Origin of the sequence: Arthrobacter sp. MYb227, assembly GCF_002975435.1 — a bacterium.
Classification (GTDB): domain Bacteria; phylum Actinomycetota; class Actinomycetes; order Actinomycetales; family Micrococcaceae; genus Paeniglutamicibacter.
Genome location: NZ_PCPT01000018.1, coordinates 1 through 12,731, shown reverse-complemented (window position 1 = coordinate 12,731; position 12,731 = coordinate 1). Strand labels below are relative to the sequence as shown.

The following is a 12,731-nucleotide window of genomic DNA, read 5'->3' as shown; positions in this document are numbered from 1 at the left end:
GCTCTAATCCTGCCTCGATACTCCCGCCAGCGGGTTCATCGACTCAGGGGGTTCAAAGAGACTGAAGTGAAGTCCTTTAGAGACCGACGACGCCGGTAGCCTGTGGACCCTTGGCACCCTGGCCAACTTCGAATTCCACGCGCTGGTTTTCTTCCAGCGTGCGGAAACCATTGGTCTGGATTTCCGAGTAGTGAACGAACACGTCAGCCTCGGCGCCATCCGGAGTGATAAAGCCGAATCCCTTTTCGGCATTGAACCACTTCACGGTTCCCTGAGCCATGTATTTCTCCTCATGTAGTGCGTAAAACTGGCCGACACACCGTGTATCGGCCGTGAGTGGTAAAGCAGTGAGAAGAATACTGAACCGGAATGAACCGTTTCAGTCCCCAAACACCCGCAACCTGACTTTGGCGGGTATGACTAACCAACACAAAGACTGAGTCAAGCATCACATGTGGATGTGATCTGGGTCAACACTTTTGTGTCGGGCGCTAAACAGAAGCTTCATAAATTGATTCGCCGTTACGGATTACCTGCAGCAAATTCAGTGTCTCATCGAGAATCAGCAGGTCTGCGGTGAAGCCCTGATGCAAGCGGCCCGCCTCGTCGATAAGCCCCAGCACCTCGGCAGGAACCTTAGTTGCCGAGAGTACCGCTTCTGCAAGTGGGACACCTGCGCTGACGGTATGACGCAGTACATCGAGCATTGTCGCAGTGCCCCCGGCCAGCGATCCGTTAGTTGCCAGACGGGCCTCACCGTTGGACACCGTCACCTGGGCCGGGCCCAACGAGTACTGGCCATCCGCCAGTCCCGCCGCAGCCATAGAATCTGTAACCAGCGCCACCGAATCGGCTCCCACCAGATTAAAGACGGTACGCACGGTGACGGGGTCAAGGTGCACGCCATCGGCAATCAACTCAACGATGATCTTGTGCGCGGCTGCAAGCTCTAGGCAGGCGGCAACCGGTCCGGGGGCGCGGTGATGAAGCTGGGGCATTCCATTGAAGAGGTGAGTGATGGTGGGGCGCTCGGTAAAGCCGTCGACGCCGGCACTTGAGAGTTCCTCACGGGCCAGCTCCAAGGAGGCGGTGACGGTGCTTGCAGAGGCATCGGTATGACCTAGCGAGGGGACGACTCCCTGGGAGACCAGCTGCTCAACCAGCGCATCGGCGTTTGCCCTCTCCGGGGCATAGGTCATGGTGCGTAGCTGTCCGGCGGAGGCATCGATCAGCGCATCAACAAAGTCCGGCTGGGGATCGGAAAGGAAGGCAGGATCCTGGGCACCGCAGCGCACCTCGGAAAGGAAGGGGCCCTCCGCGTGGATACCAGCAATATCTCCGCGCTGCGCAAATTCGGAGAGCACACGTGCCGAGGCAAGCATGTCATCGCGATCGGCTGTCACCAGCGAAGCCAGGAGCGTGGTGGTTCCGGCGCGGTGCAAAAAATCGATGGCCTTGGCGATGGCAACTGGGTCACCCGAGGGGAAATCCGCACCGACGGCACCATGGCAGTGCAGGTCGATCAGCCCGGGGGTGATGATGGTTCCTGGCTTCGTGTGGCGCAGCTCAAAGGATTCAGAATCCTCGAGGAAGGCGAACTCTGTTGAATTACCCACAAATGCAATGCGGTTGCCATCGATGGCGATGACGCCCTCGGGGATTTCGGTGCCGTGGGAGACTAGCCGAGCGGTAAAGGCAAAGCGTGCGGGGGAAGCTGTGGAGTTCATAGACCCCAGTCTAGTGGGGCACGGCACATAGGGCCCTAAGCTGGCGAAGATGTTGCGCAGGTGCCCCATCGGATCCGCCTTATCGCAACCCGGCAGAGAGCATTGGAGACGTAGTCATGTTCGCTCGGCCGGTTTCGTGCTCAACGGCCCAGTCCACTAGCACCGCAGCCAATGAGGGGCCCACCACCGGTCAACGGGGGTGGGGCCATCGATGACCGGTGGTGAGGTTAGAACAGGCGTGAGGCGCTGTCATCGACCCCGCGCATTGCATCGTAATCAAGAATCAGGCAGTCGATGCCGCGATCAGTGGCCAGCGTGCGGGCCTGCGGCTTGATCTTTTGTGCTGCAAAGATGCCGCGCACCGGCTTGAGCAGTGGGTCACGGTTGAGCAGTTCAAGGTAGCGCGTGAGCTGCTCGACGCCGTCGATATCGCCATTGCGCTTCAGCTCGATGGCCACCGTGGCGCCACCTGCATCGCGGGCAAGAATGTCGACCGGGCCGATGGCCGTCATGTACTCGCGGCGGATCAACGTGTAGCCGGTGCCAACTGTTTCAATCTGGTCGGCCAACAGGCGCTGCAGATCGGCCTCGGCGCCGTCCTTGATGAGCCCGGGGTCGGTACCCAAGTTGTGCTCGGTGTCGTGAATGATCTCATGGATGTGCACGATCAATCGGTCATCTGACTTTTGATGGGCAACATGCCAGAGCTCAATATCACCCTCGGCTGCCTGCTCCTCATCGGGTTCCACCACGCGCATCACGGCGGGCGGGCTCATCCAGTTCAGCGGCTTGTAGGAGCCGCCGTCGGAGTGCACCAGCACCGAACCATCGGCCTTGACCATCAACAGACGGGTCGCTAGGGGGAGGTGGGCTCGCAGGCGGCCCTCATAATCAACTGAACACTTGGCAATCACTAAACGCACAACGAGCACTCTACCGGTTTTTACCGAGGGAAGATTCTTGTGCCATCCTTTCGGTGCTGCGGCATCGCGGTTAAGGAGGGGGAGCACGCCGCGGAAGCGTACGCTGACGCGGGCATGGAAAATGTGAGGGAGAATTGATCATATGGCCCGTTCGAACCGTCCCCGTCGCTCAAGTACCCCGGCAACCCGTGGGGGACGGACCAATAAGTGGACCCGTCCGAGTCTTGACGCCGATGAACCATGGTTGGAAAAGGCACGCTACGGCGTCCAGCGCTTGCAGGACGCACCCGATGGACAATGGCATGTGCGTAAAATTTCGGCAACGAGTGCCGCCAAGACGTACAAGTGCCCGGGGTGCGGACAATTTATCAAGCCGGGCATCGAACATCTTGTTGCGTGGCGTGCCGATCATTGGTCGGGTGACGATGCCTCGGCTCAGGCGCGTCGGCATTGGCATCCCAAGTGCTGGGATTCCCGTTCCTATAAGTACTGATTGGCTACTTTTGAGGCGGTCGCTAACGACTAGTGGCCGCGCGCGTCAACTACGGCCTGGGGCAACGCTCCGGGCCGTGTGTGCGGCCCTAAGCGTTGCCCTCGGGGGCTCAACGTTGATCTTGTCGGGTGATGAATACCTCGCGCAAGATGAGCATTGCAGCGGCAGCCGTGGGAATTGCCATTAACGCGCCGGCAACACCTAGCAGCGTTCCGCCAGCAATGACCGAAATCACCGCGACGGCGCCGGGCACCGATACAGCCTTTTGCATGACCCGAGGGGAGACAAAATACGCCTCAAGCTGTAGGTAGGAGAAGTAACAGGCGGCGTAGATGACAGCGCTCTGCCAGCCCAATGTCAAGGAAATCAGCGACACGAGGATGCCGGCGATGACGGCGCCTACCAACGGGATGAAGGCCAAGATGGCCACGAACATGGTCAGCAGCGCGGCGAATGGCACCTTGAGGATGCTCATCAAGGTCAGCGCAACTGCGGCATTGAGCAGTGCAACAAAGGCCTGACCCATCACGTAGTTACCCACCGATCGGGTGATCGTGTCGCCGAGCTTTTGTACACTTTCGCGTTTAGAGCGCGGAGCCAGCCGATAACCGAAGGCTTTGAGCGCCGGTAGCGAAGCCAGGAAGTAGATCGCAAGGACCAGGACGATCAGTGCGCCAAACATGCCCTGAGCCACCACTGAGCCCACACCCAGCACGCCGCCGAAAATGCCACCGACGGCACCTGTATCGGAAAAGAACTTGGTGATTTCCTCGCTGATGCGATCGGAGACCTGATATTGCTTGTCGAGATTGACAAAGAACTCGGATTTCAAAAATCCATCAACAATTTCTGGGGCGCGCTCAATAAATTGTGAGGTTTGGGTGACGATGGTGGGGATGATGGTGCCGATGAGCCCGCCGGCAACGCCCAGCAGCAGGACGATGGTGATCAGCACACCGACGGTGCGTGACAGCCCGCGAGCAATAAAGAACCGCACAATCGGGTCAAGGCCCAGAGCAATGAACAGTGCCACGGCAATCCAGATGACGAGGGATCCAACATTTGTCAGCAGGAAGTAGCCAAGTAGTGCTAGCCCAACACCCACCGTAAAGAGGAAGCCGAAGGCCACGGGATGTGCCTGCGGTCCGGATGCTGCCGGCACCGGTTCTTGGGTTGGATCGTGCGGGGGGACCGGCGGGAAGCCGAAGTCGGCCGGCGGCTTGATGCGCAGATCGAAGCTACGCTGCGTGCGGCCCACGAGCTTGCGCCAGAGGGGAGTGCTAGATGAGCGTTGCTGGGGTGCGGAATTTCGCTGGGCAGCGGCAGCAGCCCGTGCGGCATCGGCAGCGGGAAGCGAACCTTTCACAGATTCCTTGCCCGTGAGTTTCCCGGGAATTTCTATATCCCCGGCAGCTGTACCTTCCGCGGGCCCACCTGCTGGCCCCGGTTCTCGTGTTTCATCGCCATTGTCTGTAGTCACAGCCCGAGCATAATACGAGTGCCCGACATTACCGGTGCACATCGGGCATAGTCGCCGATAAGTAATGTGATTAAGCTTTAGTGCATAAAAGATGGTGGTTCTGCTAACAGATCGGAACACTTTGTTAGGTGGACTCGTTAGACTGAATGCGTGCCGACATCTGGAATGTGAATCCGTTGGCACACTGAGGCCGAATCTCGACCCCCGTTCCGTTAGGTGTAATTGTGCGAAAGATCTTTTCAGCGATCGCGATCATTCTAGGGCTTGCAGCCCTGGTAGTGGGCATCGGTCAGCGAACCATCTGGGCTCCGCCCGAGACGCTGACCGCTTCCTTCTCCCAGCCTCCAGCGCCCGCTCCCGTGACGCTCATCCAGGCAGGTGTCGGTGCCGTTAATGGTCAGCCATCGACAATCTCCATCAAGGGCGAGGGCGAATTTAGCGCCTCTTTGATCCGGTCTTCCGATGCACAAGCGTGGGTTGGCAAGGCCGCCCACACCAACATCACAGGGGTCAACGCAACTGACCAGGTGCTCGACGCTCAGGCAGTCACCGGTGAGGAAAGCGTGCCAAACCCGGTGGGCGGGGACATCTTTGAGGCCACCGAGAAAGCCGATCAGGAAATGACCTACCACTGGACCAACCCAGACAACGGGTCTTGGACGCTACTTTTGGCTGCCGATGGTAAGGCGGCAGCCCCCACCGATATCTCGGTGACGTGGGCCGGGGATACCGCAACCCCCTACTCGATGCCGCTGATGATCATCGGCGCCTTATTGCTCATTGCCGGTTTGGCCGCTGCAGCGGTACGTCCACGCGGGGGATCCGGGACCGGTCGCCGCGCCGCAGGCCGGGCACCGGGTACCGACACCGGCTCCCTGCCACAGGTAGCCGAGCCAAAGAACCCGGGCACCTTGAAAAAGAGCGTTGCAACCCTCGGCGTGCTTGCCATGGTCGCGCTTCCTTCGGGCCCAGCATTTGCTGCCGCAAGTGAAACCCCGGCCAGTCCCGCGGCATCGGACTCACCGGGCGAAACACCTCAAGTGTTCCCGGTAGTGTTGCAAACGCAGCTTGAACGCATCCTTGAGGCGACGGCAAATTCGGTGACAGCTGCTGATAAATCCACCAAGGAAGCCGATCTCGCAGACCGCACGGCCGGTGCTTTGAAGGTCTTGCGCAGCGAAAATTACAAGTTGCGCGCCGATGGCGTCAAACTAGATGGACCGCTGGGGATCGATACCTCGGTGATCCGTTCCGCGGCCGTTCCCGCCCAAGAGAACGCCGAATTCCCACGCTCCATCATGGTGGTAACCGCCAAGGACACCGAAGCCACAACCATCCCGATGGCGTTGACGCTGACTCAGGAAAACCCCCGAGATAACTACAAGCTCGTGTTTGCAACCCCGATGCTCCCAGGGTCCACCTTCCCGGGCATTGCCGTGGGAGACCCCGATGTGCAGATGTCAAAGGCCGATGCGTCGGGCCTGAGCGTCGCCCCGAAAGAGGCCTTGAGCCGACTTGCCGGTGTGATGGACGATGCGAAGTCAAAGAACAGCGATGATTTCACCAAGTCGGCATTCCTGACCTTGAGCGCCAAGGGTCAAACGGATCTGGTGAGCAAGAACAAGGATGCAAAGATCACCTTCAAGCGCACCGTCAACGAGAAGGACACTGTAGTGCTTTCAGTGCCCGGTGGTGGAGCCCTCGTTTCAGGTAACTTCACGGCCGTGACAACCGCAAAGCCGAAGGAAACCGGTGGCACCATCGGACTAGATGACGTGACGGCGAAGATCACCGGTGAGAAGGAAACCACGAAGGGGATTGAGATCAGCTACGGAGAGCCGATGCTGATCTTCATCCCGGCGGCGGATTCAAAGGACAAGATCAGTGTTGTTGCTGCCGAGGTCATTACCAAGGGCGCCAAGCTGCTGAAATAGGCACGGTGCCCAAGGGCGTGTGAAGAACCTGAGCGCCGCAGCAGTTCTCAAGCGCGGCAAGTAGCAATGAGCTAGGGCGGGATTTAGCGATTATCAAATTCGCGAAATCCCGCCTTCTGCGTACCTGCGAGTTTTCGCCCCCGGGGGTGGCTCGGCCTAAAGTAGAAGCATGACCACCAGCATGCCTGAACCCACAGCACCTTCCTCGCGCGGCGCCATCGACCTGGGCGCCCTGAAAAAGAACGCACCCGAGCCAATTGAAACCACCGCCGGTACCCCCAGCTGGGTCCGGAAGATTGATCAGGAACTCTTCCCGGAGATTGTTGCGCTCTCGCAGCAGGTCCCCGTGATCGTGTCCTTGGGTAGCCCGCGGTCCCCGGCCTCGGTCCAACTAGATGAGCTGTTAGCCGTCGTGATCAACGCCAAGGCGGGTACCGCGGTGCTGGCAACCGTCGATGCTGAGGCTGAACCGCAAATTGCGCAGGCCTTCCAGGTCACGCAGGTGCCCTCGGTCATCGCGCTGATCAACGGCCAGCCGGTGCCGATGTTCCAGGGCAGTGCCGAGGTCAGTCAGATTCAGTCGCTTCTCGATGAGCTGCTATCCCTGGGTGCCCAGCATGGGGTTGCAGGCACCGTGCCACCATTTAGCACCGGGTCCCAGGCTCCGGCCGAGGTACCGTTGCCTCCGCTGCACCAGGCCGCGCTCGAGGCCATCGAAGCCGGAGATTACACGGCGGCGGAAATCGCCTACAAGCACGCGCTTAATGAGAAGCCAAATGATACCGATGCCGCCATCGGGCTGAATCAGGTGCGTTTGCTGATCCGCACCCAGGACCAGGATCTTGCTGCGGTGCGCGCCACGGGTGCGCAGAATCCCGATGATCTCAACGCGCAGCTTGCCGTTGCCGACATGGATGTCATGGGCGGACACGTCGAGGACGCCTTCGGCCGTCTGGTGAACTTCATCGGGCGAAACTTTGGTGATGAGCGTGAGGCTGCACGGGCGCGTCTGGTGGAGCTGTACTCGATTGTTGGCACCAACGATGAACGAGTTGTAGCTTCGCGGCAGAAGCTGGCTCGGGTGCTCTTCTAATCCACGTCCCGTGCCCATGTGGCAATGAGTTTTTTGGGGCGTCATCTCATCTCAGGTGAACCCAATGTGCTTTGAGACTGCGACGAGTCTTGGCCGCATGTTGAAGTTGACCGAGGCGAGATGGTGCCCCTTGCCATGGGTGGGTTAGCACCTCGGCAAGCCCGGGCAACGGTTCCGGCGCAATTCCGGGGGAACCGCCCGGGGAGCTGGCCACGTGAGCGGAGCGAATTCGTGCCCTAGGGCTGAACCAGCGGAGGCAAAAGTTTGAGCTTAGCGGTGCAGATTAGTCCGTTATGATGACTACTTTTGCCCAAGTGCGCTGATATTTTTTACGTATGAGCAACTCTTATCTAGACCCCAGCACGGCAGCCTTGTCGATTCGCTCCCTGGGCAAGCGCTTTGGTGAAAAGGTCGCAGTCAACGGCATTTCACTTGACGTGCCCAGCGGTTCATTTTTTGGATTGGTGGGGCCAAATGGCGCCGGCAAAACGACGGCCTTATCGATGGCGACCGGGCTGATGCGCCCCGACGCTGGTCAAGCGTGGATCCATGGAATCGACGTGTGGGCAGAACCCATGAGGGCCAAGGCCTCACTTGGTGTGCTCGCCGATGGGGTACGGCTCTTTGATCGGCTTTCGGGACGCCAACTTGTCACCTATTCCGGACTGTTACGCGGCATGGACCGGGCGACGGTCGATGAGCGAACCGAAGATCTCTTGCGCGTCCTTGACCTAGATGATGCCGGAAGCAAGCTCGTCGTTGACTACTCGGCGGGTATGACCAAGAAGATTGCCTTGGCCACCGCGCTGATCCACTCGCCACGCGTGCTGGTGCTCGATGAACCATTCGAGGCAGTAGACCCGGTCTCCGCAGCAAATATTCGTGACATTCTCTCCGATTATGTCTCGCACGGTGGCACCGTCATCGTTTCTTCCCACGTCATGGATCTGGTCCAACGCATGTGTTCGCACGTTGCGGTGATCGCCAATGGCAACTTGCTGGCAGCCGGATCCGTCGATGAGGTCCGCGGGGACCAGTCGCTCGAAGATCGCTTCGTCGATCTGGTGGGCGGACGCGGCACAAATGAGGGCTTGTCATGGTTGCACACCTCCTAAAACTCAAACTTCTCCTGCTGCGCAACTCCTTCAAACGCAGTCCCTGGCAGCTGGTTGGGGTCATTATCGGTGGGCTCTACGGGTTGGGTGTCATCGCGATGCTCGGCGTTGGACTCTTCTACCTAGGCACCCGGGAACCAAACGAAATTGCCATGTACCTGGTGCTTGCGGTTTCGCTGATTACCCTTGGTTGGACGGTTATCCCGCTTGTCGCCTTCGGCGTTGACCTGACGCTAGACCCGGCACGCTTTACAACCTTTACGCTCTCGCGGCCCAAGCTTGCTACCGGGCTTTTGCTTTCCGGATTCATCGGAATCCCCGGTGTCTTGACGCTGCTACTGCTCCTTGGCCAGACACTGGCCTGGCGCGCGAATATTGCGGCCATGGTGGCTGCCGTGATCTGTGGTTTGCTCAGTGCACTGATGTGCTTGGCGCTGGCGCGCTGGTCGACAACCTCGATGACGCAGCTGACCGGATCACGTAAATTCAAGGACGTTGCCGGGATCATCGCGATCATTCCACTGATTCTGCTGGGCCCGATCATCAGCACCTCTATGGGTGGATTTGAATCTGCACTCGACTGGCTACCGACGGTTTCCGCGGTGCTGGGGTGGACCCCACTGGGTGCCTTTGCTGCGGTTCCCGGAGACCTTGCAAGCGGTGCGCTGCTGGTAGGGCTTGCACGCTTCGTACTTGGACTTGGTTACTTGGCACTGGTGGTGTGGGCATGGGAACGCGGGCTGCACAAGGCCATGGAAAACCCGATGGCACCGAAGACCAGTGCCAAGGCCGTGGGCATGGGAATGTTCAATATTTTCCCCTCGACGCCCACCGGTGCGGTGGCTGCACGTACCATGACCTACTGGCTCAAGGACCCGCGCTATGCGGCGAGCATCGTGATTGTTCCGCTGCTACCGGTGATCATCTACTTTGCTTCGGTCAATACCGGCAGCACCATAATCATGATGTGGCTTGGGCCGATGCTGGCGATCCTGATGGCGTTCTCAATCTCGGCCGATATTTCCTATGACTCAACGGCTTTCTCGCTTCACGTGCTGACCGGGGTCAGCGGTGTTGCCGACAGGACCGGACGCGTGATTGCCTGTGGGCTCATCGCCCTGCCGGTCACGCTCTTGGCAGCAATTCTGCCACCGGTATTCCTCGACCGAATGTACATGCTGCCCCTGCTGCTTGGTATCTCGCTATGCGCGCTACTCGGCGGGCTCGGAGTTTCCTCGGTGGCCTCGGCACGTTTCACCTACTCGGTGCCGCTGCCCGGAGAAAGCCCGTTCAAGACGCCTCCCGGTGCCGGTGCCCGCATGGCGGTAACCCAGTTGGCGACCTTCGGGATCATGTTTGTGCTGCTGATTCCCGTGATAGGACTCGCCATTGCGCAGATGGTGACCGGTAATGAGCTCTTTGGCTGGCTGGCGCTGGGTGTTGGCATCGTACTGGGAAGCGTATTTTTGCTCATCGGTATCCGCTTAGGTGGACGCTGGATGGAAAACCGGATGCCGGAATTGATGCAAGCGGTCATGGTTAATAAGTAGCTCTTGTGTGGCTCTACCCCATGGCGGGCAATTGAGCCAGAGCCGGTGGGCGGATTTGGGTGCGACTTACCGCACCTCAGATTCGCCCACCGTTTGTTTGCGATGGTTGTTAGACTTGGAGCTATGAGCATGCCCCTTGATCCGTTCACAGATGACCCGCGCACAACTTCCGGTGGCGGTGCCACCACCTTGGAGCGCACCGAACTGGCCCAAGAAGTAGAGGCCGGCGACCACGAACGCTTTGCCCACTACGTGCAAAAAGAAAAGATCATGGAGTCCGCCTTTACCGGCGACGCAGTGATCGCGCTGTGCGGCAAGGTCTGGGTACCTGGCCGCGATCCAAACAAGTTCCCGGTCTGCCCCGAGTGCAAGGAGATTTACGAATCCCTTTCCGGTGGCGGAGACAAGGGCAAGAAGTAATACAACACACCAACCAAGTTCCTAGCTACCCCCGTGCCTGCGCGCGGGGTGTTGCTTTTCGAGCGCCACGAAGGGTGTGTGCATGACCGATACATTGTTCTCCTTGGGAGACAAGCTGCCCATGGAGGATCGACTTCCTCCGGCGTACCCCGAACGAGCCGCTTGGGGTACCGGGCCCAAGCTACGTGCCTGGCAGGCAGAAGCGCTGGATAAATATTTTGCCACCCAGCCGCGGGACTTCTTGGCCGTGGCAACCCCCGGTGCAGGTAAAACAACCTTCGCGCTACGCCTGGCCAAAATGCTAGTCGACGCCAAAACCGTCAATCGCATCATCGTAGTGGCCCCCACCGACCACCTGAAAAAGCAGTGGGCCGATGCCGCGGGCCGCGTCGGGCTTGCGATTGACCCGAACTTTAAGAACGCCGATGGACGTCACGGCGATGGCTACATCGGCGTGGTGCTCACCTACGCTCAGGTGGCCTCCAAGCCCATCCTGCACCGCGCCAAGACCGAGGCCGCCCGCACGTTGGTAATCCTCGATGAGATCCACCACGGTGGTGACGCTTTGAGCTGGGGCGATGGAATCCGTGAGGCCTTTGAGCCGGCGACCCGCCGCTTGGCGCTGACCGGCACCCCGTTCCGTTCCGATACCGCGGCGATTCCCTTTGTCGAATACGCCGAAGGGGCCGATGGGATTCGTCGTTCCAAGGCCGATTACACCTACGGTTACGGCAATGCGCTCAAAGACCATGTGGTGCGACCGGTGCTTTTCATGGCGTACTCGGGCAATATGCGTTGGAAGACCAGCAGCGGTGAAGAAATGGAAGCCCAGCTGGGCGAGGGTTTCACCAAGGACGTTACGGCGCACGCTTGGCGTACCGCGCTCGACCCCGGGGGAGACTGGATTCCCTCGGTACTTGCCGCCGCCGATAAACGGCTGACTCAGGTCCGCCGCACGGTGCCCGATGCCGGTGGGCTGGTGATCGCCACCGACCACGAGGACGCACGCGGTTATGCCGCCCAGCTGGAGAAGATCACCGGGGAAAAGGTGACAACTATCCTCTCCGATGACTCCGGAGCATCAAAAAAGATTGATGATTTTTCCGCCGGTGATTCGCGCTGGATGGTAGCGGTGCGCATGGTGTCCGAAGGCGTTGACGTCCCGCGTTTGTGCGTTGGCGTATACGCGACCTCCACTTCCACCCCGCTGTTTTTCGCCCAGGCCATCGGCCGTTATGTGCGAAGCCGTAAGCGCGGCGAAGTCGCCAGCGTATTCCTGCCTTCGGTGCCAATCTTGATGGCGTTGGCCAATGAGATGGAAGCCGAACGCGACCACGCGCTTGATCGGCCCGAGAAGCACCTCGATGACCCGGATTACAACCCGGAAGAGGACCTGATGGCTGAGGCCAATCGGGAGGAAAAGGCCAGCGATGAGCTGACCAAACAAAAGTTTGAGGCACTGCACTCGCAGGCCTCCTTTGACCGGGTGCTCTTTGACGGTGGCGAATTTGGCACCGGTGGTGCGGTGGGCTCCGAGGAAGAACAAGACTTCCTGGGGATCCCGGGGCTGCTAGATGCCGAGCAGGTGGGTGTGCTGTTGCGTCAGCGGCAGGCCGATCAGGTGACCCGACGTAAGGTGCGCAAGGACGCGGAAGCTGCGCCCGAGGCACCGGTGATTGATCACCGAGCGTTGCTTGACATGCGTTCGCAGCTCTCCCGCAACGTTTCGGCGTGGAGTGCGCGAACCGGAACCCCGCACGGTGTTATTCACACTAAGTTGCGTGAGGTGTGCGGTGGGCCGGCCGTGGCCCAGGCAAATGCCGAACAGCTGCAAACGCGCCTGAACAAGCTGCAGGGCTGGTTCATCGGTAAGAAGTAGTTCACTGGCCGAAGGGGGTTGGCGCTAAAGGAACACTATTTGAACTGCTCCCCGAAAGTTGGACTGACTAATTCAGTTCCTTACTTTCGGGGAGTTTTTCATGCGTAAAAGTAGTTC

The 12,731-nt window shown here is 59.5% G+C and carries 11 protein-coding genes; 7 read left to right on the top strand and 4 right to left on the bottom strand.

All coding sequences use genetic code 11. From position 1 onward, the window contains the following. Nucleotides 1-76: 76 nt before the first annotated feature. The 3 genes from CQ018_RS19100 to nucS all read right to left on the bottom strand — a co-directional run bounded on the left by CQ018_RS19100 (nt 77) and on the right by nucS (nt 2,650). The gene (locus tag CQ018_RS19100; protein WP_068735141.1) at nt 77-280 is read right to left on the bottom strand and encodes a cold-shock protein; all 204 of its coding nucleotides are present in this window, start codon (nt 278-280) and stop codon (nt 77-79) included. Nucleotides 281-491: 211 nt separating this feature from the next. Continuing rightward, complete coding sequence (gene nagA / locus CQ018_RS19095; protein WP_105551603.1) at nt 492-1,727, bottom strand: N-acetylglucosamine-6-phosphate deacetylase; 1,236 nt, start codon at nt 1,725-1,727, stop codon at nt 492-494. Nucleotides 1,728-1,954: 227 nt separating this feature from the next. Further along, nucleotides 1,955-2,650 (bottom strand): endonuclease NucS, encoded by a 696-nt coding sequence (gene nucS / locus CQ018_RS19090; RefSeq protein WP_105551639.1) that lies wholly within the window; start codon nt 2,648-2,650, stop codon nt 1,955-1,957. A 142-nt stretch (nt 2,651-2,792) separates the two neighbouring features. Between nucS and CQ018_RS19085 the strand changes: the two genes are divergently transcribed. Further along, nucleotides 2,793-3,143 carry a hypothetical protein gene (locus tag CQ018_RS19085; RefSeq protein ID WP_105551602.1) on the top strand — a complete coding sequence of 117 codons (351 nt, stop codon included), beginning with the start codon at nt 2,793-2,795 and terminating at the stop codon, nt 3,141-3,143. 109 nt (nt 3,144-3,252) lie between these two features. Here the strand turns inward: CQ018_RS19085 and CQ018_RS19080 are convergent, their stop codons facing one another. Further along, on the bottom strand, nt 3,253-4,623 hold the full coding sequence (locus CQ018_RS19080; protein WP_374954223.1) for an AI-2E family transporter: 1,371 nt from the start codon (nt 4,621-4,623) through the stop codon (nt 3,253-3,255). Between the two features lie 224 nt (nt 4,624-4,847). Between CQ018_RS19080 and CQ018_RS19075 the strand changes: the two genes are divergently transcribed. The 6 genes from CQ018_RS19075 (at nt 4,848) to CQ018_RS19050 (ending at nt 12,614) form a co-directional block, all read left to right on the top strand. Then, on the top strand, nt 4,848-6,557 hold the full coding sequence (locus tag CQ018_RS19075; RefSeq protein WP_105551600.1) for a hypothetical protein: 1,710 nt from the start codon (nt 4,848-4,850) through the stop codon (nt 6,555-6,557). A 169-nt stretch (nt 6,558-6,726) separates the two neighbouring features. Further along, on the top strand, nt 6,727-7,650 hold the full coding sequence (locus CQ018_RS19070; RefSeq protein WP_258142769.1) for a tetratricopeptide repeat protein: 924 nt from the start codon (nt 6,727-6,729) through the stop codon (nt 7,648-7,650). A 335-nt stretch (nt 7,651-7,985) separates the two neighbouring features. Continuing rightward, nucleotides 7,986-8,765 carry an ABC transporter ATP-binding protein gene (locus tag CQ018_RS19065; RefSeq protein WP_105551599.1) on the top strand — a complete coding sequence of 260 codons (780 nt, stop codon included), beginning with the start codon at nt 7,986-7,988 and terminating at the stop codon, nt 8,763-8,765. After that, entirely contained in the window at nt 8,747-10,315 is a 1,569-nt protein-coding gene (locus tag CQ018_RS19060; protein WP_105551598.1) for a transporter, read from the top strand. Before CQ018_RS19065 ends, CQ018_RS19060 begins: the two co-directional genes overlap by 19 nt. 123 nt (nt 10,316-10,438) lie before the next feature. Further along, entirely contained in the window at nt 10,439-10,735 is a 297-nt protein-coding gene (locus CQ018_RS19055; protein ID WP_105551597.1) for a DUF3039 domain-containing protein, read from the top strand. A gap of 82 nt (nt 10,736-10,817) precedes the next feature. Continuing rightward, nucleotides 10,818-12,614, top strand: a complete 1,797-nt coding sequence (locus CQ018_RS19050) for a DEAD/DEAH box helicase (protein WP_181150015.1) — start codon at nt 10,818-10,820, stop codon at nt 12,612-12,614. The last annotated feature ends 117 nt before the right edge of the window (nt 12,615-12,731 follow it).